Origin of the sequence: Rhizobium sp. CRRU65 (assembly GCF_048551595.1) — a bacterium.
Taxonomy (GTDB): Bacteria; Pseudomonadota; Alphaproteobacteria; order Rhizobiales; family Rhizobiaceae; genus Rhizobium; species Rhizobium leguminosarum_J.
The window spans coordinates 143,210-166,083 of sequence record NZ_JBLYZH010000006.1 but is presented as its reverse complement, the minus strand read 5'-3'; the positions used below and the strand labels follow the sequence as shown (position 1 = coordinate 166,083).

The 22,874-nt window shown below is 61.1% G+C and carries 25 protein-coding genes; 12 read left to right on the top strand and 13 right to left on the bottom strand.

The window, feature by feature from the left end; translation table 11 throughout:
- Positions 1-143 precede the first annotated feature (143 nt).
- Positions 144-452: an RcnB family protein gene (locus ACM5SV_RS14660; RefSeq protein ID WP_012758162.1), complete on the top strand. Its 309-nt coding sequence runs from the start codon at positions 144-146 to the stop codon at positions 450-452.
- Between the two features lie 275 nt (positions 453-727).
- On the opposite strand, the gene ACM5SV_RS14655 is transcribed toward ACM5SV_RS14660, so the two are convergent.
- The 3 genes from ACM5SV_RS14655 to ACM5SV_RS14645 form a co-directional block, all read right to left on the bottom strand.
- A complete protein-coding gene (locus ACM5SV_RS14655; protein ID WP_012758161.1) occupies positions 728-904 on the bottom strand; it encodes a hypothetical protein in 177 nt (58 codons plus the stop codon).
- On the bottom strand, positions 901-2,106 hold the full coding sequence (gene zigA / locus ACM5SV_RS14650) for a zinc metallochaperone GTPase ZigA (RefSeq protein ID WP_113545151.1): 1,206 nt from the start codon (positions 2,104-2,106) through the stop codon (positions 901-903). Before zigA ends, ACM5SV_RS14655 begins: the two co-directional genes overlap by 4 nt.
- 117 nt (positions 2,107-2,223) lie before the next feature.
- A complete protein-coding gene (locus ACM5SV_RS14645) occupies positions 2,224-3,252 on the bottom strand; it encodes a zinc ABC transporter substrate-binding protein (protein WP_017994633.1) in 1,029 nt (342 codons plus the stop codon).
- Between the two features lie 102 nt (positions 3,253-3,354).
- Here ACM5SV_RS14645 and znuC point away from each other — a divergent pair, with 102 nt between their 5' ends.
- The 3 genes from znuC to ACM5SV_RS14630 are packed head-to-tail and all read left to right on the top strand — an operon-like array spanning position 3,355 to position 5,472.
- Entirely contained in the window at positions 3,355-4,269 is a 915-nt protein-coding gene (gene znuC, locus ACM5SV_RS14640) for a zinc ABC transporter ATP-binding protein ZnuC (RefSeq protein WP_222014154.1), read from the top strand.
- Entirely contained in the window at positions 4,262-5,077 is an 816-nt protein-coding gene (gene znuB, locus ACM5SV_RS14635; protein ID WP_012758157.1) for a zinc ABC transporter permease subunit ZnuB, read from the top strand. The genes znuC and znuB overlap by 8 nt, the downstream gene beginning before the upstream one ends.
- Entirely contained in the window at positions 5,074-5,472 is a 399-nt protein-coding gene (locus tag ACM5SV_RS14630) for a Fur family transcriptional regulator (protein WP_011652680.1), read from the top strand. The genes znuB and ACM5SV_RS14630 overlap by 4 nt, the downstream gene beginning before the upstream one ends.
- Positions 5,473-5,629: 157 nt before the next feature.
- Here the strand turns inward: ACM5SV_RS14630 and ACM5SV_RS14625 are convergent, their stop codons facing one another.
- Positions 5,630-6,652 carry a hypothetical protein gene (locus tag ACM5SV_RS14625; RefSeq protein WP_419425330.1) on the bottom strand — a complete coding sequence of 341 codons (1,023 nt, stop codon included), beginning with the start codon at positions 6,650-6,652 and terminating at the stop codon, positions 5,630-5,632.
- A gap of 192 nt (positions 6,653-6,844) precedes the next feature.
- Here ACM5SV_RS14625 and ACM5SV_RS14620 point away from each other — a divergent pair, with 192 nt between their 5' ends.
- The 3 genes from ACM5SV_RS14620 (at position 6,845) to ACM5SV_RS14610 (ending at position 8,324) form a co-directional block, all read left to right on the top strand.
- Positions 6,845-7,420 carry a transglutaminase-like cysteine peptidase gene (locus ACM5SV_RS14620; protein WP_012758155.1) on the top strand — a complete coding sequence of 192 codons (576 nt, stop codon included), beginning with the start codon at positions 6,845-6,847 and terminating at the stop codon, positions 7,418-7,420.
- Between the two features lie 89 nt (positions 7,421-7,509).
- Entirely contained in the window at positions 7,510-7,926 is a 417-nt protein-coding gene (locus ACM5SV_RS14615; RefSeq protein ID WP_222014152.1) for an ester cyclase, read from the top strand.
- A gap of 5 nt (positions 7,927-7,931) precedes the next feature.
- Positions 7,932-8,324 (top strand): DUF5071 domain-containing protein, encoded by a 393-nt coding sequence (locus tag ACM5SV_RS14610; protein ID WP_245459789.1) that lies wholly within the window; start codon positions 7,932-7,934, stop codon positions 8,322-8,324.
- Positions 8,325-8,420: 96 nt separating this feature from the next.
- Here ACM5SV_RS14610 and ACM5SV_RS14605 read toward each other — a convergent pair whose 3' ends face one another.
- Positions 8,421-8,792, bottom strand: a complete 372-nt coding sequence (locus ACM5SV_RS14605; protein ID WP_222014151.1) for a hypothetical protein — start codon at positions 8,790-8,792, stop codon at positions 8,421-8,423.
- Positions 8,793-9,120: 328 nt separating this feature from the next.
- Between ACM5SV_RS14605 and ACM5SV_RS14600 the strand changes: the two genes are divergently transcribed.
- On the top strand, positions 9,121-9,522 hold the full coding sequence (locus tag ACM5SV_RS14600; protein ID WP_003560747.1) for a hypothetical protein: 402 nt from the start codon (positions 9,121-9,123) through the stop codon (positions 9,520-9,522).
- A gap of 89 nt (positions 9,523-9,611) precedes the next feature.
- On the top strand, positions 9,612-10,319 hold the full coding sequence (locus ACM5SV_RS14595) for a methyltransferase family protein (protein WP_222014150.1): 708 nt from the start codon (positions 9,612-9,614) through the stop codon (positions 10,317-10,319).
- Positions 10,320-10,350: 31 nt separating this feature from the next.
- On the opposite strand, the gene ACM5SV_RS14590 is transcribed toward ACM5SV_RS14595, so the two are convergent.
- The 3 genes from ACM5SV_RS14590 to ACM5SV_RS14580 all read right to left on the bottom strand — a co-directional run bounded on the left by ACM5SV_RS14590 (position 10,351) and on the right by ACM5SV_RS14580 (position 11,984).
- The gene (locus tag ACM5SV_RS14590; RefSeq protein WP_222014149.1) at positions 10,351-10,638 is read right to left on the bottom strand and encodes a hypothetical protein; all 288 of its coding nucleotides are present in this window, start codon (positions 10,636-10,638) and stop codon (positions 10,351-10,353) included.
- A gap of 109 nt (positions 10,639-10,747) precedes the next feature.
- Entirely contained in the window at positions 10,748-11,278 is a 531-nt protein-coding gene (locus ACM5SV_RS14585) for a gamma carbonic anhydrase family protein (RefSeq protein ID WP_222014148.1), read from the bottom strand.
- Between the two features lie 10 nt (positions 11,279-11,288).
- Positions 11,289-11,984, bottom strand: coding sequence for a fumarylacetoacetate hydrolase family protein (locus ACM5SV_RS14580; RefSeq protein ID WP_222014147.1), 696 nt, complete (start codon positions 11,982-11,984; stop codon positions 11,289-11,291).
- 290 nt (positions 11,985-12,274) lie between these two features.
- Between ACM5SV_RS14580 and ACM5SV_RS14575 the strand changes: the two genes are divergently transcribed.
- Positions 12,275-13,027, top strand: a complete 753-nt coding sequence (locus ACM5SV_RS14575; RefSeq protein ID WP_222014146.1) for a nucleotidyltransferase domain-containing protein — start codon at positions 12,275-12,277, stop codon at positions 13,025-13,027.
- 49 nt (positions 13,028-13,076) lie between these two features.
- On the opposite strand, the gene ACM5SV_RS14570 is transcribed toward ACM5SV_RS14575, so the two are convergent.
- Positions 13,077-13,970 carry a DMT family transporter gene (locus tag ACM5SV_RS14570; protein WP_012758148.1) on the bottom strand — a complete coding sequence of 298 codons (894 nt, stop codon included), beginning with the start codon at positions 13,968-13,970 and terminating at the stop codon, positions 13,077-13,079.
- 172 nt (positions 13,971-14,142) lie between these two features.
- On the opposite strand from ACM5SV_RS14570, the gene ACM5SV_RS14565 reads away from it, so the two are divergent.
- Complete coding sequence (locus ACM5SV_RS14565; RefSeq protein ID WP_113548035.1) at positions 14,143-15,033, top strand: LysR family transcriptional regulator; 891 nt, start codon at positions 14,143-14,145, stop codon at positions 15,031-15,033.
- A gap of 56 nt (positions 15,034-15,089) precedes the next feature.
- Here ACM5SV_RS14565 and ACM5SV_RS14560 read toward each other — a convergent pair whose 3' ends face one another.
- Together ACM5SV_RS14560 and ACM5SV_RS14555 are read right to left on the bottom strand one after the other, a co-directional pair.
- Entirely contained in the window at positions 15,090-17,060 is a 1,971-nt protein-coding gene (locus tag ACM5SV_RS14560; RefSeq protein WP_012758146.1) for a CHASE2 domain-containing protein, read from the bottom strand.
- On the bottom strand, positions 17,060-20,773 hold the full coding sequence (locus ACM5SV_RS14555; RefSeq protein ID WP_128407679.1) for a FecR domain-containing protein: 3,714 nt from the start codon (positions 20,771-20,773) through the stop codon (positions 17,060-17,062). The genes ACM5SV_RS14560 and ACM5SV_RS14555 overlap by 1 nt, the downstream gene beginning before the upstream one ends.
- A gap of 128 nt (positions 20,774-20,901) precedes the next feature.
- Here ACM5SV_RS14555 and ACM5SV_RS14550 point away from each other — a divergent pair, with 128 nt between their 5' ends.
- The gene (locus tag ACM5SV_RS14550; RefSeq protein WP_012758144.1) at positions 20,902-21,441 is read left to right on the top strand and encodes a Pycsar system effector family protein; all 540 of its coding nucleotides are present in this window, start codon (positions 20,902-20,904) and stop codon (positions 21,439-21,441) included.
- A gap of 217 nt (positions 21,442-21,658) precedes the next feature.
- Here ACM5SV_RS14550 and ACM5SV_RS14545 read toward each other — a convergent pair whose 3' ends face one another.
- Complete coding sequence (locus ACM5SV_RS14545) at positions 21,659-22,147, bottom strand: RidA family protein (protein WP_012758143.1); 489 nt, start codon at positions 22,145-22,147, stop codon at positions 21,659-21,661.
- Entirely contained in the window at positions 22,141-22,866 is a 726-nt protein-coding gene (locus tag ACM5SV_RS14540) for an SDR family NAD(P)-dependent oxidoreductase (protein ID WP_113548037.1), read from the bottom strand. Before ACM5SV_RS14540 ends, ACM5SV_RS14545 begins: the two co-directional genes overlap by 7 nt.
- Positions 22,867-22,874 lie beyond the last annotated feature (8 nt).

Below are 22,874 nucleotides of genomic sequence, written 5' to 3'. Positions count from 1 at the left end.
TGTTACCATGTATAAGATTAATCTAAAATATAAACTTCGACCCGTAGCTATTGGATTTGATTACAAAAGTTTAATTTTTATTTCAGTTTCGGTTCATCTTTTCGGCCCTAGTTTGGTCACGTGCCCAACATGAGGAATCCCACATGAAAAAGATTTTTGCAGCTCTTCTTTCCGCCTCCTTCCTTCTTTCCCCGATGGTTGTTTCCCAGGCCAGCGCCGACGATCACCGCCGTCCCCACGTCGAGCAGAAGAAGGTGGTCGTCCGGTCGCATTGGAAGAGGGGATACCGCGTCAACGCCAGCGAACGTCGCCGGTTCTCCGATGTCAACGACTACCGCCGCTACCGGCTGGCGCCTCCGCCCCGCGGTTATCGCTGGGTGCGGGCCGACAATGACTACCTGCTGATTGGCGTCACCAGCGGTATCATCTCCAGCATTATTGCCGGTCGCTGATCGGTCGATAGATCAGGAAAGGGCGGCTTCGGCTTTGACTCTGCGGCGGCAAGCGCTTCCGTCTCGGATAAGATCGTCGTTCTCTCTATCCTTCCTCATTCCTGTGCTCGTCACAGGAATCCAGCCACGGCGCGTCTGCGCCGTGAATGACTCTCATTCGGAAGGAAGTCTCGCGTGCTCAAAGACTTGGGCACACTAGATTCCTGTGACAAGTACAGGAATGAAGGAGGGTGAGGCGGCGTTCGCGCCAGACTCGCTGCGTCGGTTGTGATCGCTTAGTCCTGCCGACGCAAAGCTACCCGGCCGGCGATGATGCCGAGAAGTCCCTTCGGTTTGCGGGCTTCAGTCTCTGTGTCCGGTTTATACGTCAGCGGATGCAGCCCTTCGATCGGTGGCAAAGGATCGCATTCCTGGCAGACGCAGAGATAGCGTTTGATTGCCTTCGCTGTCATGCCGCCTGCCTGTTCCAGCTGGCGAAGGGGTCGGGCAGGTTGCGCCAGCGTTCCGGTGTAAACACAGTGGCGTCGACCAGACAGGCGTCGAGTTCCTTCCTGATCCAGGCTTCGTCCATCGGATCGGCGCCGATGAAGACGATTTCCTGGCGGCGGTCGCCCCAGACGGGGTCGAGATAGGGGCCGATGGCGCGCATGAAGGCCGGTTCCTCAGGCCATTGTTCGCGTGGCACTGCCGCCCACCAGAGACCCATCTTGCCGGTGCGCACGATCGCGCCCGCCTGGCTGATCTCGCCGACATGGTGCGGGCGCGTCGCCAGCCAGAAGAAGCCTTTGGCGCGCACCACGCCTGGCCATGTCCTGTCGAGGAAGTCCTGCAGCTTAGCCGGATGAAAGGGGCGTTTTTCGCGGTAGACGAAGGAGCGGATGCCGTATTCTTCGGTCTCCGGCAGGTGGTCGCGGAAGCCGTGCAGTTCCTTATACCAGAGTGGATGGGTCTCGGCCTTGTCGATATCGAAGCGGCCGGTGCCGAGCACGTCTTTCAGGGCGACCTTGCCGAAATCCACCTCGATCAGCCGTGCATCCGGGTTGAGGCCGGTGACGATCTTGCGGGCGGCGTCGCGCTCTTCCTCGGCTGCCGTGCCGATCTTGTTCAGCACCACGACATCGGCGAATTCGATCTGCTCGACCAGCAGGTCGACGATGGTTCTGTTGTCGCCGTCGCCGGCCGTTTCTCCCCGGTCGGCGAGGAAATCGGCCGAGGCATAATCGGCAAGCAGATGTGCGGCGTCGACGACGGTCACCATCGTATCCAGCCTTGCCACATCCGAGAGGCTTTGGCCGTTCTCGTCTCGGAATTCGAAGGTGGTGGCGACGGGCAGGGGCTCGGCGATGCCGGTCGATTCGATCAGGAGGTAATCGAAGCGGCCCTGATCGGCGAGCTGGCGCACTTCCTTCAAGAGGTCGTCGCGCAGCGTGCAGCAGATGCAGCCATTGGTCATCTCGACCAGTTGCTCTTCGGTGCGGGAGAGGTTGGCGCCGCCGTCGCGCACCAACGCGGCATCTATATTCACCTCGCTCATGTCGTTGACGATAACCGCGACGCGCAAACCCTCGCGATTGGTCAGCACATGGTTGAGCAGCGTCGTCTTGCCGGCGCCGAGGAAGCCGGAGAGCACCGTGACGGGAAGTCTGTTGTCCATGGGAACCTCATCAAATCATTATAATGTTATATCATTACGTTCAGTGTGCTGAAAAAAGGCGGAACGGGGTTGTCCGCCTCTTTCCGCCTCAGCTGTCTCCGGAGCGGCGCATGACAGTCATGCGCTGGAGAGGCAGTCCTTCATGCTGTCGGCGATGCCGCGCATGAGGGTGAAGTAGAGATCGGAGCCGGCCTTCAGTGTTGCCGCTTCGGGATCGAGTACGCCTGACTTGGCGCGCGTGCCTTCGATGACCACATTGACGAGGCGCGGCTCGAACTGCGGTTCGGCAAAGACGCAGGTGGCGCCGAGTTCACCGACCTTGCGGTGGATTTCCGAAACACGCTCGGCGCCCGGAATGGTTTCCGGGCTGACGGTGATCGAGCCGGCGACGCGGATGCCGTAGCGGTGCTCGAAATACTGGTAGGCATCATGGAAGACGATGAAGGGCTTGCCCTTGACGGGAGCGACAATGCCCTTGATCTCGGTATCGAGTGCATCCAGCCTGTCGTCCAGCGCCTTGGCATTGCCCTGATAGGTCAGTGCATTGGCGGGATCGGCGGCAACCAGTGTCGTGGTGATCATGGTCGCCATGGCCTTGGCATTCATCGGGTCGAGCCAGAGATGTGTGTCGAAGGCACCGTGGTCGTGGTCGGCTTCGGCGCCGTGCGTGGCTTCGGCCTTATCGTGCTCATGACCGGAAGCGCTGTCGTGCTCGTCGCCGTCGTCATGCGGCTCGAAGGCGCCGCCTTCGCGGAAAGGCAGCTTGACGAGGCCGGGGGCATTGTCGAGTTCGGCGATGCTGGCATTCCGACCCAGCGCCTGCAGCGGCTTTTCGAGAAAGGCCTCGAGGCCGGGGCCGACCCAGAAGATCACCTTGGCCTCCTGCAGGGCGCGGGCATTCGATGGCTTCAGATTGTAGGTATGCGGGGAGGCCGCGCCATCGACGATCAATTCGGGTTCGCCGACACCCTGCATGATCGCCGAAACCAGCGAATGGATCGGTTTGATCGAGGTGACGACGACAGGCGCATCGGCTGCCCGCATGGTGCCGGCAAAGAGTAGGGCGGGGATCGCCAGGGCCGGGATTGTGAAGGCCGGCATTCGGAGGGCCAAGATTTTAAGGGCAGGCCCCAAGGCGCGTTTCATCAATATGCTTCCCTTGAATTGCAATTGTTATGTTATTACATCAATTGCGTTATGCTATAACGTGTGCAATAGCAGGACGCAACAGCACTTTCGGAAAATTTGATGCTCTCTCCCGCAAGGACCCCCGCTGGTATCAGGGCCGAACCGCTGGTTTCGCTTGAAAATGTCGGCGTTCTGCGCAATGGCCGCTGGCTGGTGCGCGGCGTTGACTTTTCCGTTTCGCGCGGCGAAATCGTCACGCTGATCGGGCCGAACGGCTCGGGCAAGTCGACCAGCGCCAAGGCGGCGATCGGTGTGTTGAAGCCTGATCAGGGCAGGGTGGAGCGCAAGGCCGGCCTCAAGGTCGGCTATGTTCCGCAAAAGCTCACGATCGACTGGACGCTGCCGCTTTCGGTGCGCCGGCTGATGACGCTGACCGGACCGCTGCCCGAGCGCGATATGCTCTCGGCGCTCGAATCCGCCGGTATCGCCCATATGCTCGATGCCGAGGTCCAGCATCTCTCCGGCGGCGAGTTCCAGCGGGCGCTGATGGCCCGGGCGATAGCGCGCAAGCCCGATCTGCTGGTGCTCGACGAGCCGGTGCAGGGGGTCGATTTCTCCGGCGAGATCGCCCTCTACGATCTGATCAAATCGATCCGCAATGCGACGGGCTGCGGCATCCTGCTGATTTCGCACGATCTCCACGTCGTCATGGCCGAGACCGACACGGTCATCTGCCTCAACGGCCATGTCTGCTGCCGCGGTACGCCCGAGTCGGTCAGCCGCAGCCCGGAATATGTGCAGTTGTTCGGCAGCCGGGCGGCGCAGACGCTTGCCGTCTATAGCCATCACCATGATCATACGCATCTGCCTGATGGACGCGTGCAACATGCCGACGGCACGGTGACCGACCATTGCCATCCCGATGACGGGCATCACGCGCATGACCACAGTCATGAGCACGACGATGGTCATGATGGGCACCACCACGAACATGACCATCCGCATACCCATGCCACGGAGGACCGCCATGCTTGACGACTTCTTCGTGCGCGCCATTCTTGCCGGCGTTGGTCTGGCGCTGACGACAGGGCCGCTCGGCTGCTTCATCATCTGGCGGCGCATGGCCTATTTTGGCGATACGATCGCCCATTCGGCGCTGCTCGGCGTCGCACTGTCGCTGCTCTTCGAACTCAACCTGACGCTGGCTGTCTTTGCCGTTGCCGCGCTCGTGTCGGTGCTGCTGCTCTTCCTGCAGAAGCGCCAAGCGCTGTCAGCCGATGCGCTGCTTGGCATCCTCTCACATGCCACACTGGCGATCGGCCTCGTCATGGTCGCCTTCATGAGCTGGGTGAGGATCGATCTCATCGCCTTCCTGTTCGGCGATATCCTTGCCGTTTCCACGACCGACATCGCGCTAATCTGGGGTGGCGGGCTGTTCGTGCTCGTGGCAATGGCCTGGCTCTGGCGGCCGCTCCTGGCTGCGACCGTCAATGCCGAGCTCGCCGAGGCCGAGGGGCTGAGGCCGGAGCGGGCGCGGCTGTTCTTCATGCTGCTGATGGCCGTCGTCATTGCCATTGCCATGAAGATCGTCGGCATCATGCTGATCACCTCGCTGCTGATCATTCCGGCGGCTGCGGCGCGGCGCTTCTCGCCGACACCGGAAATCATGGCAGTGCTCGCTTCGCTGATTGGAGCGGTCGCCGTCGTCGGCGGGCTGTTCGGCTCGCTCACCTACGACACGCCCTCGGGCCCCTCGATCGTGGTCGCGGCGCTGATCCTCTTCATTCTCAGCCTGCTTCCGGTCAGGCGCCACCGCGCGGTCATGCAAGGACAAGGCTCATGACGACACCGCAATTGACCAAGAACCAGTCGCTGGTCTTCGACGTGCTCGAAAAGGCCGAAGGGCCGCTCAGCGCCTACACCATCCTCGATAAGCTGCGCGACCACGGTTTTCGCGCGCCGCTGCAGGTCTACCGGGCGCTGGAGAAGCTGCTCGAATATGGCGTGGTGCACCGGCTTGAAAGCATCAACTCGTTCGTCGCCTGCGCCCATCCGGGCGACGATTGCCACAGCCACGGCATCGTCGCCTTCGCCATTTGCGAAAGCTGTGGCCAGGTGACGGAGTTCCACGACCACGAGGTCGATCACCGACTTATGGAATGGGTGCGCGGGCAGAAGTTCAAGCCTGAAAAGACGACGATCGAGATCCGTGGGTTGTGCGAGGCCTGTGCGGCATAAGCTTCCTCGCCTTCGCTAGACGATCGCCTCGCGGGCTATTGCGATGGCAGAACCCGTAAGATCCCGACGTTATTAGACGCCGATCACAAAGCGGCGATCAAAAAGGGCGAGGCCGGTAACCCGGCCTCGCCTCTCACTTTCTTTTGCCCCGATCGGGTTAGTCCGGCTTAGATTCAGAGCCGCCCTTGCCGGGGCCGTCATTGCCGCCCTTGCCGGGACCGTCGTTGCCGCCCTTGCCGGGGCCGTCATTGCCGCCCTTGCCGGGGCCGTCGTTGCCGCCCTTGCCGGGACCGTCGTTGCCGCCCTTGCCGGGACCGTCGTTGCCGCCCTTGCCGGGACCGTCGTTGCCGCCCTTGCCGGGGCCGTCATTGCCGCCCTTGCCGGGACCGTCATTGCCGCCCTTGCCGGGACCGTCATTGCCGCCCTTGCCGGGGGCGTCATTGCCGCCCTTGCCGGGACCGTCATTGCCGCCCTTGCCGGGGCCGTCATTGCCGCCCTTGCCCGGACCGTCGTTGCCGCCCTTGCCCGGACCGTCGTTGCCGCCCTTGCCCGGACCGTCATTGCCGCCCTTGCCCGGACCGTCATTGCCGCCCTTGCCCGGACCGTCATTGCCGCCCTTGCCTGGGCCGTCGTTGCCGCCCTTGCCTGGGCCGTCTTTGCCACCTTTGCCGTGATCGTGATCTTCTCCGCCCTTGTCGTGGTCGTGATGATCGCGGTCCTTGCCGCCGTGATGGTCTTTTCCACCGTGGCCCGGACCGTCCTTGCCGTGCCCGTGATCTTTCCCGCCCTTGCCGCCGTGATGACCATGGCCCTTGCCGCCGTGATCGTCCTTTCCGCCATTGTCGCCGCTGCCGCTGCCGTCGCCATTGCCGTCGCCGCTGCCGTCGCCGTCGCTATTGCCGTCGCCATTACCATCATCGCCATTATTCCCATTGCTGGCGACGGAGCCGGTGCTGGATGTCTTCTTGCCGCCGCCAATGTTCTGGCTGCCGCGATCGTTATCGTTCGGATTGAACCTGCTATCGGACTGAATTGCTCTGGTCGGCATGCACAGCCTGTATTCGAGTGTTCCGCGAACTGCGGCCTTGCAATTAACGACTGCCGGCGCTGCCGTTGCCAAGCTGCTGCTTGCCAGAAGGGAAGCAACGGCGATGCTGAATTTCGCTGCTCTGCTGATCATTTCAATCCATCTCCCAAGGTTAACCGAATGTTAATGGGGAGAACTCTTACACTAACAATAAATTAATACGAAGAATAGATGATGGTTAATCTGTCTAATTCATCTAATACAGTTAAATTCGCAAGTATAAAATTTTACTAAATTTTTATTGTGCCTATGTTATTGTTTCGCAACAAATAAAAGGAATCGGCTATGAAGCGCCTCTTTTCGCTCGCTGCCTTTTTATTCATTCTTCTGCATTTTCAAGCGGTTGCGGGATCATCGCTTCCTGTGACGCGAAGCATCGGCGCACCCGTGGGATTCGCCGCAGCCTGCGCCAAGTACAAGTGGCTGTGCGGCAGGATGGCGGCGCAACAGCTGAATGATCAGGCAGGAACAGCGCTACTTCAAAAGGTCAATCGTGCCGTAAATGGACGTATCATTCCCGCGGAAGATCGCCCGTCTTCCCGAAATAAGGATGTTTGGTCTCTGCCGGTTGCCGGCCGTGGGGACTGTGAGGACTACGCTCTCCAGAAGATGAAGGACCTGATCGAAGCTGGTTTTCCATCGAACAGGTTGGCGCTTTCCGTGGTGATTGGACCGCACGATCAAAACCATGTCGTTCTCATTGCCCGGACGGACGGCGGCGATTATGTGCTCGACAATCTGACCAGCGCCGTCAGGCTCTGGCGCACCACGGGCTATACGTTTCTGGCCACTCAGGATTTCCAATCGCGAACGGGCTGGCGCGTGACGCTTGCTGGTCCCCGTGCAGGCGAGTTCTCTTGAACTGAAAGTCTCGAGGCGGCGCGCTCGCCGCTGGCAAGTGCAGATGCCGGCGCGATCTTTGCCTGAGAATCCAAGCCAGGGACGATCGCGTGACGAAAACCGAACTCGCGAAGATATACCGCGGCTACATCGCCTGCCTGAACAGGCAGGACTGGCCCAATCTCGGGCAGTTCGTCGGCGACGATGCAGTTCATAACGGTCGGCGCCTCGGGCTGTCGGGTTACGTCGCAATGCTCGAGCGGGACTTCGATGAGATTCCCGATCTCTATTTCAAGGTGCTGATGCTTCTTTGCGATCCGCCATACATCGCCTGCCGACTCGGCTTCGATTGCAGGCCGAAGGCAAAATTCCTCGGCCTCGATGTGAACGGCAGGCGCCTTTCCTTCACCGAGAACGTCATCTACGAATTTCGCGGCGGCAAGATCGTCGAGGTCTGGTCGGCCATCGACAAAGTGGCAATCAAAGCCCAGCTTCGGGGTGGGGAGAGGCCCAACAAGATGGAGTGATTGGCGTGTTCGATGCAAGGAGCCTCGTCCCTCGTGACAAGCACGACGTTGCCGCTCTTTCTGGTATCGAGAGCGCTGGTTATCCTGCGATCGCTCCGATCCTGGATGACTTGCTGGCGTGGACGGCGGACGGCAACTGGCCTATTGCTCCACCTCTGGCTCGTTTTCTCGTCTCACTCGGAATGCCAATTGTTGACCCGGTGTCGCGCGTTCTCCGAGGAGATGACTCCCCTCAAAAATATTTCTGCTTTCAACTGATCGTCGAAAAGCTGTCGATGGAGGTTGTTGAAGCGCTTGAGGGCGACCTCCGGAAGCTGGCGGATCAACCGAGCAAGGCGGACCAGTTGGAAGGGGTCGACGAGTTGGCACGTGAAGCGCTTCAGCGCTTGCATTCGTAGCTTCCGGCAGCGCTGTTGCTGATCGTCTGCTCGGGGCCAAGTTGAAGATGAATGCCATCAATGTGATGTGGAGGCGCGATTTTGGTGCGCTTTTGATCAGATGATGTCGACGCGCTCGCCGAAGGGCGTGTCGTCGTCGAAATTGCGGGTGCCGATCCGATCGCTTTCGCCTGACAAGGCCGGCTGTTCCGCCTGTTCGCCGGCCTCTTCCCCTTCTTCCGATGCCGCATGCCGGTGCCGCTTTTGCGGATGCTCCTCGTCGTCGACGATCAGATCCGCGTGCGGAATGAGATCGGCTGCGGCTTCCTTCTCCACGGCCCTCTTTGCTGCCAACTGATCGGCGGTGATCTGCGACTGGCGGGCGGCGACCCAGGCGTTGTCTGGTTCGGAGTCGATCGAGGTGCTGGTGCCGACCTTGGTGGGTTCGGGCGCGGCGGTGGCGGAGATGGGGTTGATCGCGTCGACCATGAAACTCTCCTGCGGTGACCAACTAGCGAAGCAGTCGGCCGCTTCTTGGGATGAAAAACGGTGCGTTCTTCGGACCAATCAGGGAGACATATCGAGCCCGCGCCGAAAAACACAAGGGGACATCGACGTGACTGCCACCTCGGAATGACGAAATCGGTAGCAGGTAGCGGGAAATTCGACGAAGAATTGTGTGCACAAGGGGTGATCGGCGCGTGGTTAATGTAAGAATCGGAAACACTTTGTGACTAAGTGTCTCCAAAAGCAGCGTTTTTTGACTTGCTGCGCGCGAAGACATGACGGATATTGTTTAAACGTTGAGGAAGCCGTCATGATTAGAATGATTGAAAACCCTGCCGAACTGGCTGGCGAAGATATCACCGGCAAATATATACTCCGGAGGCTGAACTATCACTGGTTCGCCTACGGCAAGGCGGCTATCGTGACCGCCTGCAAGGGAACGATTCTGCAGCTTGAGCGGGAAGAGACGGTTTATTCCGAGCGTTGGGGACGTCGCGCCTATACGGGCACCGGCAGACGCTATCCCGGCGGTATCTGTCCGATTTCTGCGGTCGCCTGCGTTTGCGATACGCCCGACGACGTCAATGCCGTCATTCAATTGGACGTCGAAGCGCAGGACGAATTCTATCAACTGATCGCCAAGGCGGAAGCCAGGGTTCAGGCACTTGCCTCATCTTCACGAAACAGCCTGTTTCTCGAAGCCGCCGAGTAACGTGATTTTTTGAACGAAATCCGCCATGTTCAGCGTCCTTCTGCGCGTCTAAGAGGATGCGCGGCGCTCTAATGGAACGGAGAGCGATCATGACGCAGCGGGACACTCGGCCCGGTCACTCATTCGCCGCGGCGCCATCTCTCGGATCGCTTGCCATCACCATTTCTGTCATGTTTGCCGCGCTGTTCTGGCCGGCGGGCACGCTCGACTGGCCGCGCGGGTGGATTTTTCTCGGCCTGTTCCTTGTGCTGACAGTTGTCGCAATCATCTGGATCTGGCGGACGAATCCAGAGCTGTTTACGGCGCGCAGCCGATACCAGAAAGGCACCAAGCCTTGGGACGCGGTGGTGGCGACGCTGACGATCATGCTCTTTGCCGCCATTCTTCCGATCGGGGCGCTCGACGACGGGCGTTTCCATTGGGCGCTGCAGCCCGAGTGGGTCGTGCTGATCGGTTATATCCTGATGATATCAGGTTATCTCGGCCTGACCTGGGCGCAGTCGGTCAACCGCCATTTCGAGACGACGGTGCGCATCCAGACCGATCGCGACCACAAGGTGATCGACACCGGCCCCTATGCCATCATCCGCCATCCCGGATACGCCACCGCCCTCGTGCTGGTCTTCGGCATGGCGCTGTCGCTCGGCTCTCTCTACGCGCTGATCCCCGCCGGCCTGATCGTTATCGTCCTCTTCGGCCGGACGCTCGGCGAGGAAGCCGAACTGCGCAAAGGCCTCGAGGGCTATGCGGACTATATGGAGCGAGTGCGGTGGCGGTGGATTCCGGGAGTCTGGTAAGCGCCGCCTTGGCGGACAATGGGTTCGATACCTAATTCGCTTTCGGTTCGACGATGACGAATTTTTCGCCGACTAACGTAATGAGCGAATTTGCTCCACGGTGCTTGATGTGCCCGACCGCCTGCTTTTTACATTGACGGTCATGGTTGATCCAATGGTTGCACAGCCGCCGCCAACCTTGATGTGAGAGCGCGATCTTTTCGGCCTCGAAGAGGTCCAACCCTGAGGCAGCCCTTATCTCCTTGATAAGTTCCTCCCACGTCGCATTTTGGTGGAAGAGCCGGTCGAGCAGTTCCGCAAGGTTCTCTGATATTTGCATGACGGGCAGTCGCTCCGGCTGACACGAAACAATTCTGATCAAAACTTCGACCGTGCGTCAATATTCTTGCCTGAGGCAACGGAGTTGCCCGATTATCCGATCTGCTCGATCAACTCAGTTGATGGAGATCCCGAGCAAATCGTTGCCAATTGGCGATGTAGCTTTCGGCCGAGCGGCGGATGCCTGCGACCGCCGCTTCGTCGAGTACGCGCACTGCGCGGGCAGGTGCGCCGACGATCAGGGAGTTATCGGGGAATTCCTTGCCCTCCGTCACCAGCGCATTGGCGCCGACGAGGCAGTTGTTGCCGATCTTCGCACCATTCAGGATGGTGGCGCCCATGCCGATCAGCGTGTTGTTGCCTATGGTGCAGCCGTGAAGGATGGCGTGGTGGCCGATGGTGCAGCCGTTTCCGATCGTCAGCGGGAAGCCCATGTCCGTATGGGCCATCACACCTTCCTGGATGTTGGTGCCTTCGCGGACGGTGATCTTTTCGTTGTCGCCGCGCAGCACGGCGCCGAACCAGATGCCGACATTCTCGCCGAGTTCGATCTGGCCGATGATGTTGGCATCCGGGGCGATCCAATAGAGGCCGGCGGCGGGCAGTTTCGGCGTCGATCCGCCAAGCGCGTAGACAGTCATTGCTTTCTCCTCAGACGACCTCGACCGATAGGGTGGCGACGCCGTCGATGCCGCAATTGATGCGATCGCCCCTGGCCACCGCGCCGACGCCGGCGGGTGTGCCGGTCATGATGATATCGCCGGCTGCGAGAGTGAAGAGCTTCGACAGTTCGGCGATGATCTCCGGCACCTTCCAGATCATCTGGTTGAGATCGCCGTCCTGCACGCGCTTGCCGTTCTGTTCCAGCCAGATCTTCGCCTGCGCGGGGTGGCCGAGGCGGCTTGCCGGAACGATTGGGGAGATAGGGGCGGAATGTTCGAAGGCCTTGCCGACCTCCCAGGGGCGACCAAGCTTCTTTGCCTCGCCCTGGAGGTCGCGGCGGGTGAAATCGATGCCGACGGCATAGCCATAGACGCAGTCGAGCGCGTCCGCAGCCTCGATGTTTGCGCCGCCTGATTTCAGCGCCAGCACGCATTCGACCTCGTAATGCACGTCTGATGACAGCGACGGATAGGGAAAGGCATCGCCCGCCGGCAGCAGGTTGTCGGCATTCTTCTGAAAGAAGAAGGGCGGTTCGCGACTGGGATCATGGCCCATCTCGATGGCATGGTCGGCATAGTTGCGCCCGACGCAATAGACGCGGCGCACCGGAAAACGCTCGGCGCTGCTTTCGACCGGCAACAACACCGGTTGCGGAAGCGGGATGACGGTGGCGGGATCGGACATTGGCGGGCTCTTCCTTTTTCGAGTCTTGCTTTGCGGGTCATCTTAGACGGAAATCGGCGCGCCGGGGAAGCGTCCTTGGCCGGCGCCTGGTGCATTGACGCTATCACTATCCAGCGGTATCGTTACCGCCATGAGCCTGATTTTTGCAGTTTCGACGATGTCTACGACCACCGCGCCGCGGTGGGTGGTAGACGCGTGAACTGAATTCAGTTCATTGCTGCTGAAACCAACCCGCCGGAAACGAGCGGGTTTTTTGTTCCCGCTCGTCTCCCGTATTCGAGGACGAGATCGTGGACGATATCCAGAAACATCTTCTTGCGGAGTGGGCGCTGGCCGTCGCCCGCCACTGCATCGCCAGCCGTTATGCCGGGGCCGCATTCGCCTATGTCGCCGGCTCCATCATGCGCGGCGAAGGCAGCGCCTTTTCGGATATCGATCTGGTCGTGGTGTTCCCATCGCTCGAAAGAGCCTGGCGGGAATCGTTCAGCGCGGATGGGTTTCCGGTCGAGGCCTTTGCCCACGACCCGCAGACGCTGGCGCATTACCTCCATCAGGACGCAGACAGCGGCTATCCGATCATGGTCAACATGGTGGCGACGGGCTGTATAGTGGGATCGGATATCGACAGCGCGCGCGTCATCCAGGCAATGGCGGCAAGTATGTTGGCGGCAGGACCGAAACCTCTTGCCGGGGCAGACTACGACATGCTGCGCTACCAGGTCACCGATCTGGCCGATGATCTGCGCGGCACCCGCCCGCCTGAGGAGGTCGCCGCCATCGCCGCGCTGCTCTATCAGAAGCTGGCCGATCTGATCCTCCTCGGACGCGGCGCATGGACCGGCCGCGGAAAATGGGCGCCGCGCCTCATGAAGAAGCTCGATGCGCAACTGGCAGCCGAATTCGACGCGGCGTTCAGACTGGCGGTAGTGGGCGACGGCACCCGATTTCTGGCTTTGGCCGATCGGGAGCTTGCCCTGCATGGCGGCCGTTATTTCGAGGGGTTCAGACAGGACGCGCCGCTGGAAGCGCGCCGCCTGGAATAACCGCGGTCAAGAAAGGGAAGCTGCGGCTTCTTGCTTGCTCCGGCGGCGTTCACGCTCGCGAGGTCATCCAGACGCCCACCAGTGTCACCGCCAGCCCGATGAACATCGTTGCCGTCAGCGGCTCGGAAAATAGAGCCCAGGCCCATAACATGGTGACAGGCGGGCTGAGGTAGATCGCGGCGCTGACCTGCGCCACGGGGAACAGTCGAAGGCTGGTGTAGTAGACCGAATAGGCAGCGAAGGTCGCAATCAGCACGAGCCATGCCATGCCGATGGCGAAATCGACGCTCATCGGCGGGATCATGTTGCCCTGCATGAAGGCGCAGAACGAAAACAAGGCCGAGCCGGTCAGGGTCTGGATGCAAAGGCTCTGATGGACAGGCATATGCGCCTCGCGCCGCCGTCTGTAGAGAACGGAGGCGAGGGCAAAGACCAGCATCGAGCCGGCCGTCAGCCCGTAGGCCCAGAGCGGGGCCTCGCCGAAGCTCAGGCTTTCGAGCGAAACGAGCAGAACGCCCGCCACGGCGATTGCCGTCCCCAGCCATTGTCGCTGCGTCAGCCGTTCGCCCAGGAGGGGTTGCGACAGGCACGCAATCGCCAGCGGCAAGAGGTCAGAAATCAGTGCGACCAGCCCCGTCGGCACGCGCTGCTCGATGGCGAGAGCGAATCCGCCGAGATAGAGGAAGACTGACATCACGCCGAACAGCATCTGGCCCAGCACAATGCGCAGATGCATCCTCGGCCCAATGGTCAGCGCGAAGGGCAGCAGTGTCAGTCCCGACAGAAAGGTGCGCCAGAACAAGACCAGGATGACGCTCGCCTCCTCGCTGGCGTAACGGATGCCGACGAAACCGGAACTCCAGCTGATCACCAGAAGCGTCGCCAGAACGGGCCATAAGAAGCGGTGATTTGGCGCACGCCGAGCGAGAACTTCATCCGTCATGGGATACTCATTTTGATTTCGTTCTGCTCAGCCATAGGCCAAAGGGATCGACCTCGCACATGACAAATTTCGATGACGACATGACAGGATGATTGATTTATCGATGGTGGCTTGCCAACGTCACCACCTCCATGCATAGGCTTTGCAGCATAGTCAGCGGAGAGTGCCTGCCTTGACCGAACTCAACAGCCGACGATTGGAAATAGACGCGCTACGGGTCCTTTGGTCCGTTCGCCGTCATGGCGGCATCACTCGCGCTGCCGAGGCGCTGGGTCTGTCGCAATCGGCCGTCAGCCACAAGATCAAGCGGCTTGAAGTCAGCCTCGATTGTGATCTTCTCAGCCGCAAGCCGGGAGCGCCTGTGTTCACAGCCGCCGGCGAGGATTTGCTGGTTTACGCCGAACGCATTCTCGGTCTTCATGACGAAGCGCTTCTCAGCCTGACGAAAACGCCGCTCGCAGGACGCATCGCCCTCGGGCTGACCGAGGACACCACGTGTACCGATCTCGCCCGCATATTGGGCCGGTTTCGCCGCCTCCATCCTGATGTCGCCGTGCGCACCAAGGTCAGGATGAGTTTGGTTCTACGGGCGATGCTGGAGCAAGGAGAGCTCGACGCTGCGATCGTGCAGATCTTTGCCCATGAGGTTCGCCCGACCGATATCGTGCTTTTCCGGGAGCAGCTCTACTGGGTGAAACATTCCGACCTGGCTCTGCCACCGAGTGGTCCGATTCCATTCCTGTCTTTCGACGACGAATGCTTCTATCGCCAATGGGCACTCGATATCGGCCAAGATGACGACACCCTTTTCGAGACGGTGTTTGAGTGCACCAGCGCCGCCGGAATCGTCTCGGCAGTCACCTCAGGCCTGGGTGTGGCGCTTCTGAACGGGCGCCACCTGCGTCCCGCGATGGATATCATTACCAACCGGCTGCCCACGCCTCCCGCCCTGGCCTATGTGGTGCGTCGGGCCCGTAAGGCGCGAAATCCTGCGCTCGATACTCTGGTCGCAGAAATCGAAAATGAAGTCAGTCGTTACGGCGGCCTGACCTTGGCGAGCTGATTTGCCGCCCTTAGGACGCAGAGCTGCCGGTGGCATTCGCCCCCCGAAAGTGATGGTCATTCCTCACCGGATCCGGCCAACGCATCCCGCATGATCGCGTAGTAGCCGGAAAGCCCTGGGATATCGGCGGCCAGCCTGTCGAAAGCGGGGTCGGATGGCGCAAGCGTGCCGGTGTATTTCGCCTCGAGAAAAGCCCGATGGGCGGCGAGGGCTTCGGCTTCGGCCTTGTGCACGACGGTATAGACAGGCGAGGGCGCGGTGCGGCCCTTGACGATGATGCGGTCGAGCTCGACGACGGTGTAGATGCTGGCGACCAGCCTTGCGGTCTCCTCGCCGAGTAGCAGGGCCACGCCATAATTCTTCGAGGCGCCTTCGAGGCGGGAGGCGAGGTTGACGCTGTCGCCGAGGCAGGAATAGTCGAAGCGGCGGGTCGAGCCCATATTGCCGACGATGCATTCGCCGGTGTTGATGCCGACGCCCATCTTCAACACATGCGGCCTGCCGCCCCGCATCGCCGCCTCTTGCTCGAGCTCGCGGTTAAGGCTCGATATCGCCGCCTGCATGGCAAGCGAGGCTTTGACGGCGTGCAGGGCATGATCGGGATCGTCGAGCGGCGCGTTCCAGAAGGCCATGATGCAATCGCCCATATATTTGTCGATCGTCCCGCCATGGTCCATCACCACGTCGGAAAGCGGCGTCAGCAGCCGGTTGATCAGGCCGGTCAGCTGCTCGGGGTCGTCCTTCAGCGTCTCGGCGATGGTGGTGAAGCCGCGTACGTCTGAGAAAAGCACCGAGAGGGTGCGCCGCTCGCCGCCGAGCTTCAGCTGCGAGGGATCGCTCGACAGGCGCCTGACTAGATCGGGCGAGATATATTGGGCAAAGGCGCGGGTGATTTGGCGCTTGTTGCGGCGCTCCTCGGCAAAATCGAAGGCGGCCTGGCCGAAGACGACAGAGATATAGGCGACCGTCGGCCCAAGCGGCGAGACGAAGATATGGGTTAGCCGCATACCGGCGGCACTGACGGCGGCGAAGGCGAGCAGCGCCGCCGCGCTCGTTACGATCGTCAGCCATCCCGTCGAGCGCCAGACGGTGGTGGCGGCCAGCAGCACCGATATCAGGATGCAGGCAGCGACCGTCGGCAGCCGGGCTTCCGCGATCGACAGGCCGCTGCGGATATTGTCGTAGATCGTCGCCTGGATCTCGACGCCGGAGACGAGCTTGCCGGTATGAACCGTGTAGGGCGTCGCAAAGGCATCGACGCCACCTTTGTCGATCGCCGGCGCATTCTGCAGGCTGAGGCCGACCAGCACGACACGGTCCTTGAAATAATCCGGCGGCAGCAGCTTCTTCGGGTCGAGCGCCTGGTAGTAGGAGACGGTGGGATAGCTGCGGGCGGGGCCGAAGGACTGGATGAGCCGGCCGGCGGGCAGAGTCTCGGGGGCCACGCCGGCGACCTTGGCCAGCATGGCGGCAAAGCCGTCCTCATAGCCCGGAATACGCCGGAAGGTGCCGTCGCCACTGAGTTCGACGGAGGCGATGCCAGTCACGGCACCTGCCTCGGTCAACTGCGGCAGCGGTGTCGCACGGATCAGTTGCGAGGCCTGCGGCGTCTCGATCAACGTCTCGTCGCCGGCAAGGACGACATCCGGGCCGACGGCGTTAGTGATCGCGTTGTCGTTCTCCGGCGTCGAGGGTTCGGCCAGGATGATGTCGAAGCCGATGACGCGGGCGCCGGCGGCGCGCAACTGGGTGACGAGCTGGGCATGAAGACTGCGCGGCCAGGGCCATTGCGCGTTGATATCGGCAAGCGAGGGTTCGTCGATCGCGACGATGACGGGTCCGCCGGGTGGCGGACGGGGATCGTCGACGGTCGAGAGATAGTCGAAGCTTCTGAGCTCGAGCAGTGACCAGGCGGGCAGGCGCGACAGCAGCGAGATGGCGATCAGCGTCGTCAGCGACAGCACGAGCAGCCTGAGATGGCGGCCCCTGGTGTGACTGGCCTGCCGAGGTTTGTCCCGCAGCCGCATCAGAAGCGGACTTTGAGCGTGCCCTTGAAGGCGCGGCCCCAGCCGGGCACACCGGGGGTGATCTCGAAGTCCTCGTCGAGCAGGTTATAGGCGGCCGCCTCCAGCTCGATGCGCTTGTCGAACGGTTCCCAGATCAGGTGGGCGTCGAGGCTCCAGTAATCGTCGAGCTTGGTGCCGAACCGATCGCCGTCGCGCTCGCCGATATAGTTGGCGGCGACCGTCGCCTTGACCTTGGCTTCGTTGACCCAGGTCAGCGCAATCTGCCCTGAATTCTGCGGTATGAAGGGAAGAGGGCCGCCATAGATCGGCTCAAGTGGATCCCGGTTTTCCGAATCCATGTAGGCATAGGTAGCCGAAAGGCCGAAACCATGGCCGAGCACGACGTTTGCTGTGACGGCAGCCCGATCGATGCTGCCGCGCGAGATCGGCAGGCTGCTATCCGAGGGAAGCGAGATCAGCGGAAAATCGATCGAGAAATCATGCAGCTCCTGGTGCTGGTACTCGACCGAGGTGAAGAAGCGGTCGGTCCATTCGGCATCCCACTGCAGGGCGACCGTATCCGTGTAACCTCGCGGATTGGTGGAAAACTGGTTGGCTTGCAGCCCGAGAACGCCGATGGGGGCAAGGGTCGGAATCCCAATATCAAAGCTCTGACGCATGAAGGCAGCACGCAGCCAGTGGTTTGGAACCGGCGCCCAGGCGAGGCCGAAGCGCGGCTCCAGCCGGGTGATATCGATGCCGTCGCCCTCCAGGCGCGTGGCAAACAAGGCGTATTCGCCCTTAAGATCCGGCGTGATCTCATGTAGCACATCGACATAGCCGCGGCCGATATCGATGGTGTTCTCATTGTGATCGAGGGGCGCCGTCAAGCCCAGAAGCGTCGTATCGACGGTGCTGCTGGCATCCATCCAGCCGCCTTCGATGCCGTAGCGAAATGTCAAAGGCCCGGCACCTATGGAATGGCTCAAAGCGCCGATATAGGTTTGGGATTCGCTTTCCTGAGTGACGCTGGCAAAGGGAATGATGAAGGGAACCCCTCTGCCGATAAACACTGGGTCCAGGTCGACATCAAGCACGCTGCTGGTATTCGATTTGCTTCCTGAATAAAGCAGCGCTCCATTCAACACGTTTTCATACGCAAAAGTGTGGCTCCAGCCGATGCCGGCATATGTGCTTTCTCGTACAGTCTCCTCTGTCGTGTAGAGAGGCAGAGGGATAGGGACACGGAACACGAGTTCCATGAACCCGGTGTTTGACGACAAGGCGCTCAGCGCTCCATCATTCTTGCCGTGGTTGACGAAGGCTACCACGCGATCATCAGGTGTGACCGTTGCCGTCAGATAACCGTTGGCGCTTAGCAGCTTGTTATCCGTCTGGACACCGCCGAAATCCTGGTAGTCGCGGTCGAGCGCCAGCTCTTCCCAGGTCAGGTTGCCATAGAAGCTGATTGGGATCGTCGCGTTCGAATAACCTTGGATATCGGCCTCGCCGATGCGTCTCGTGTGGCCGTCGACGCTGTTGATGCCGCCGCCAAGCGAGCCTTCGATGAAGGGGACATCGAACAGCGTTGCCGAGCGCGAGCGGCCGGAAAGCATGTGCGGCGAAAGCAACAGGCCCTGGATGAAGGATGAGTAGCTCGACGCGTTGCCGCGGTTTTGGATGATATTGTCGTCGCTGAAGCTGGTCGCGTTGACGAAAGGAAAGATGCTACCCTTGATCGTTTGATCGATATAACCGGTGCCGCTGAAGGGATCGAAGACGGCATCGCCGTAATAGCGGCCCCAGGCATCTAGGCCCTGCAGGCGGAAGGCGTTGTTGAGCGTAGAACCAGCACTCGCATTGGCGCCGAGCGAGCTGTAATCGCCGCCGCGGGCGCGCGAGCGGCGCAGGAATTCCTGCGCGTTGCGGATCGCGCCGTCGGCGTCGTAATCGTCGATATCGACGGCGGTGCGGAAGGCCGAGATAACCGGGTCGTTCTTGTCGAGCCGGTCGGCATTGTCGAGCGCCTGCTGGGAAGGAATGCGGTCGCCTTTTTCGTAATGGGCGGCGGCGAGCATCAGCTGTGATTGCGAATGCGCCGGGTTGGCGGTGCTGGCGGCGAGCAAATCTTGCAGCGCCTTATCGCGCTCGCCAGTTTGCAGGTAGTATCGGCCGCGGGCGAGCAGGGCGATATCGAAGGATGGATCGAGCGCAATTGCCGTGTCGATCTCGTGCTTGGCTTCCTTCATGCGCCCCTGATCGAGATAGAGGATTGCGAGATTCGCGCGCAGCAAGGGGTCCTGCGGATCGAGCTCGATCGCCTCCTTGAAGGCTTTTTCCGCTTCGCCATTAGCATCGCGCGAACTCTGCAGCAGGCCGAGCGAATTCAGCGTGCCTGAACCGCCGGGGGCAAGTTCGATGGCGCGGTTCAGATCGGCAAGCGCGCCGTTGACGTCGCTCTGATAGACCGCCTTGTAACTCGCGCGGGCGGAGAGCGCCATCGGATGGTCAGGGTCGAGCGACAGCGAGCGTTCTATCGCTTCCTTCATCTGCTCACGGTCGTCGGTGAGCTCCGCCAACTGGGCGCGGACCGCCGGCAGGGTCGGATCATCGGGATAGCGTTGCTCCGCTTTCTTTATGATCTCGAGCGCTGCGTGTGGGTTTTTTAGGAAGCCTGTCGTATAGGCCTGCATGATCGCGCCATAGGGGCCGGTGGTATTCGCGGGCGGCTGTTCGGCATGGGCAGGCTCGGCCAGCGAGCGGGCGAAATAGCCGCCATATTGCGCCATGTTGCGGCGTGTCGGGTCGAGATGCGGCAGGGCCTTCTGGAAGAGCTTGGCGGCATCGCCATAACGCTTTTCCGAGCCGGCGATGGTGGCGTCGATCAGGTCGACGCGCGCCTGCTGGGCTGCCGTCAGTTTGCGGTCGCGGATATTCGTCAGCGTTGCCGCTGCAGCCCGGCGTCCGTCGAAGGCGCTCTGAACTTCGGCAAGTGCCAGCCAGTCTTCGGTCGTGCGGCGTTCCGGCGGCAGCGCCAACAGGCGGCGGCGTTCGGTCGCCATGCGGTCGGCCCGTAGCGGCGAAGTCGGCATCAGGTCGAAGCCGTCGCGCAGGTCAAGATAGAAGAGCATCTGTTCTCGGTCGTCAGGATTGACGCTGATGATCTTGCTCGGCGCCTGGCCGATGGTCGCCACAGCCCCTTCGCCCTCGTTCACCTCGACGCTGCCCTGCGGGTTGCTGAGCGCGACGCGGCCCTCGAGCACAATCATCGAAGTCTTGTTGCCCTCGACCGTCATCGTCCAGTCGGTGCCGCGGATTGCGGCCGCGGCGGCCGGCGTTTCCACCGTCAGGCCCTGGCCGCCGCGCTCGGCGCGCGCCCAGATCGTTCCCGATTGCAGCTCCAGCGTCGTGTCGCCGCTCGCGGCCATCTTCTTGACCTGCAACGAGGAATTGCGGCCGAGGCGAACCTGGGTGTGATCGGAAAAGACGATGGCGAGCTGGCCGTTGGCGTTGGTGCGCAGCACGTCGCCGGTCAGCAGATCCTGATTGATGTCGACGACACGCCAGTTCGACACGTCGATGAAGCGGACTTCTTCGCCGGTCTTGCGGGCGATGACGGAACCGGCCACCGGTGTTGCACGCTGCACCGGGTCAGCCGCGGCCGGCGAAAAGCCCGGCACGGCAAGCGCAAGCGCCACCCCGGCGCGACAGATGTTTTTCCAGCGACCCAGCATGACCCAACCCCAACTCCCGCTTCCCCTTTGTCCATGTAGAAAAGAAAAGTCAAGCACATTGCGCACGTGTTCTTGAATTCTCTGTGAAGTGTAATATCAGGGAAACACTTGTTGGGTGGAGTATTCATGTGAGCGAATTCGAGAGTGCAACTGAACTTATGCCAAGCGAACCGTCGACAGGTGACATTGGTGTCGGGTATTTTGACCATATCAAGAAAATCAACGACATATTCTACGATCAGATCAAGATCTCAGACCAGAAAGCCGCCTATATCTTTACTTTTATGCTGGCCTTCCTGGTGAGTTCCAGCGAGGTGAGGGCGGTCTTCAGCCTGGCGCGTTACGCGACCGGGACACCAGGGAGCATGCTCTTCTCGGGCCTGCTTGCCGCCGCCTCGGTCTTTTCCATCCTATCGGCGATCCTCGTCGTGCTGCCGCGCCGTTTGGACACATCTACCTCGCTGTTCTGGGGCGCCTGGCAGAACCATCGCGACCTGTTCTTCGAGGCGGCACTGCGGCGCGACGAGCGCTACCTCTTCGACCAATATCTCGAAAACGCCAACATCCTCTCTGCTATCGCCCGCAGCAAATACCGCTGCGTCACCTTCGCGTTCCGCGGGCTGATGGTGAGCGTGATCGCCTATGTGCTGCTGTTGGTGGCGGTGTGAGGGTGTGATGCTTTGAGCTTATCGGTCGGCCGCGGCCGCGCTCACGAGAGCCTCATCCTGAGGCGCCCCGCAGGGGCCTCGAAGGACGAGGCGGGTGCGCCGGCGGTCGGTAGATGCAAGGAGCAGTGCCGGAGCGTGTCCTTCGAGGCTTCGCCCTGCGGGCTACGCGCCTCAGGATAAGGGACCTCGGACGATGCCGCGCCGGTACCGCCCCCATTCAGCCCTCGACCTCAAGGACAAGTTCAAGTTCGATCGGCACACCTAAAGGCAGGCTAGCGACGCCGAGCACGACGCGGCCGGAGAGCTTCTCCTCGCCGAAGACCGCAAGCAGCATTTCGGATGCGCCGTCCGCGACCTTCGGATGGTCGCGGAAATCGCCTTCGGTCGCGATATAGATGCCGAGCTTGACGACCCTGACGACCCTGTCCAGCGAGCCGAGATAGTCCCTGGCGGCTGCGAGCGCGCTCAGCGTTGCCGTTTCAGCCGCCTGCCGGCCGTCTTCGGCCGTCAGCGCGCCGCCGACGCGGCCTATATACCGCGGCTCGTGGCCGACGACCGGCAGCATCCCGCTGAAGAAGACCAGGTTGCCGGTCCTTATCGCTTCGACATAGGCCCCAAAGGGCGTCGGCGGCGGGGGAAGTGTGATGCCGAGTTCCTGCAGCCGTCGTTCCGCGCCGGCTGCCTGCGCTTTCGCATGGTCTACCATCTGCCCAGATGTGCGCCGCCGTCGACGTGCAGCACCTCCCCGGTTACGCGCGGCGCTTCGGTGAGGAAGACGACTGCGTCGACGATCTCCTCGACGTTTGATATGCCTGCCATCGGCGACAGCGTCTTCAGAAAATCCTTCGGATTGTCCTTGTGCAGCGGCGTGTCCACCACGCCAGGAGCGACAATGTTGAAGCGAATTCCCTCGTTCGCATATTCCATCGCCAGGTTCTTGGAGATGGCGTTGATGCCGCCCTTTGTCATCATCGAGACTGAAGCAGAGAAGCCGGCGATCGGATGATCGGTCAATGGCGTAGTGATGCTGACGACGCTACCGCCCGTTTTCTGCGCGAGCATCTGTCCGACGACCAGTTGGGTCAGATGGATGAAGCCCTCGAGATTGGTCGAGGACAATTTCTGGAAGTCGGCCATGGTGAACTCGACGAACGGCTTGGCTAGAAAAATGCCGGCATTGTTGACGAGTGCGTCGATCGAGCCGAACCGGTCGATTGCTGTCCTTGCCACCCGCGCTGCGGTTTCGGCATCGCCGATGTCGCCATCGACAAGCGCCAGTCTGTCCGAGGCTTGGAAAGCCTCCGAGACGCTGACCTGGCGCGAGGTAGCAACGACATTGTAGCCGCGCTGGATGAAAGCGTTGACGAGGCCCGCTCCGATACCCTGGGAGGCGCCCGTCACGATGACTGTTTTTCTCGTAGTCATGCTGATCT

What these genes read in the sequence shown, in the direction of transcription:
- ACM5SV_RS14660 (WP_012758162.1), top strand. Translation starts at nt 144, where the DNA reads ATGAAAAAGATTTTTGCAGCTCTTCTTTCCGCCTCCTTCCTTCTTTCC.
- ACM5SV_RS14645 (WP_017994633.1), bottom strand. Translation starts at nt 3,252, where the DNA reads ATGAAACGCGCCTTGGGGCCTGCCCTTAAAATCTTGGCCCTCCGAATG.
- znuB (WP_012758157.1), top strand. Translation starts at nt 4,262, where the DNA reads ATGCTTGACGACTTCTTCGTGCGCGCCATTCTTGCCGGCGTTGGTCTG.
- ACM5SV_RS14560 (WP_012758146.1), bottom strand. Translation starts at nt 17,060, where the DNA reads ATGCGGCTGCGGGACAAACCTCGGCAGGCCAGTCACACCAGGGGCCGC.
- ACM5SV_RS14600 (WP_003560747.1), top strand. Translation starts at nt 9,121, where the DNA reads ATGATTAGAATGATTGAAAACCCTGCCGAACTGGCTGGCGAAGATATC.
- zigA (WP_113545151.1), bottom strand. Translation starts at nt 2,106, where the DNA reads ATGGACAACAGACTTCCCGTCACGGTGCTCTCCGGCTTCCTCGGCGCC.
- ACM5SV_RS14655 (WP_012758161.1), bottom strand. Translation starts at nt 904, where the DNA reads ATGACAGCGAAGGCAATCAAACGCTATCTCTGCGTCTGCCAGGAATGC.
- ACM5SV_RS14625 (WP_419425330.1), bottom strand. Translation starts at nt 6,652, where the DNA reads ATGATCAGCAGAGCAGCGAAATTCAGCATCGCCGTTGCTTCCCTTCTG.
- ACM5SV_RS14555 (WP_128407679.1), bottom strand. Translation starts at nt 20,773, where the DNA reads ATGCTGGGTCGCTGGAAAAACATCTGTCGCGCCGGGGTGGCGCTTGCG.
- ACM5SV_RS14605 (WP_222014151.1), bottom strand. Translation starts at nt 8,792, where the DNA reads ATGGTCGACGCGATCAACCCCATCTCCGCCACCGCCGCGCCCGAACCC.
- ACM5SV_RS14590 (WP_222014149.1), bottom strand. Translation starts at nt 10,638, where the DNA reads ATGCAAATATCAGAGAACCTTGCGGAACTGCTCGACCGGCTCTTCCAC.
- ACM5SV_RS14595 (WP_222014150.1), top strand. Translation starts at nt 9,612, where the DNA reads ATGACGCAGCGGGACACTCGGCCCGGTCACTCATTCGCCGCGGCGCCA.
- ACM5SV_RS14540 (WP_113548037.1), bottom strand. Translation starts at nt 22,866, where the DNA reads ATGACTACGAGAAAAACAGTCATCGTGACGGGCGCCTCCCAGGGTATC.
- ACM5SV_RS14545 (WP_012758143.1), bottom strand. Translation starts at nt 22,147, where the DNA reads ATGGTAGACCATGCGAAAGCGCAGGCAGCCGGCGCGGAACGACGGCTG.
- ACM5SV_RS14580 (WP_222014147.1), bottom strand. Translation starts at nt 11,984, where the DNA reads ATGTCCGATCCCGCCACCGTCATCCCGCTTCCGCAACCGGTGTTGTTG.
- ACM5SV_RS14585 (WP_222014148.1), bottom strand. Translation starts at nt 11,278, where the DNA reads ATGACTGTCTACGCGCTTGGCGGATCGACGCCGAAACTGCCCGCCGCC.
- ACM5SV_RS14630 (WP_011652680.1), top strand. Translation starts at nt 5,074, where the DNA reads ATGACGACACCGCAATTGACCAAGAACCAGTCGCTGGTCTTCGACGTG.
- ACM5SV_RS14620 (WP_012758155.1), top strand. Translation starts at nt 6,845, where the DNA reads ATGAAGCGCCTCTTTTCGCTCGCTGCCTTTTTATTCATTCTTCTGCAT.
- znuC (WP_222014154.1), top strand. Translation starts at nt 3,355, where the DNA reads ATGCTCTCTCCCGCAAGGACCCCCGCTGGTATCAGGGCCGAACCGCTG.
- ACM5SV_RS14570 (WP_012758148.1), bottom strand. Translation starts at nt 13,970, where the DNA reads ATGACGGATGAAGTTCTCGCTCGGCGTGCGCCAAATCACCGCTTCTTA.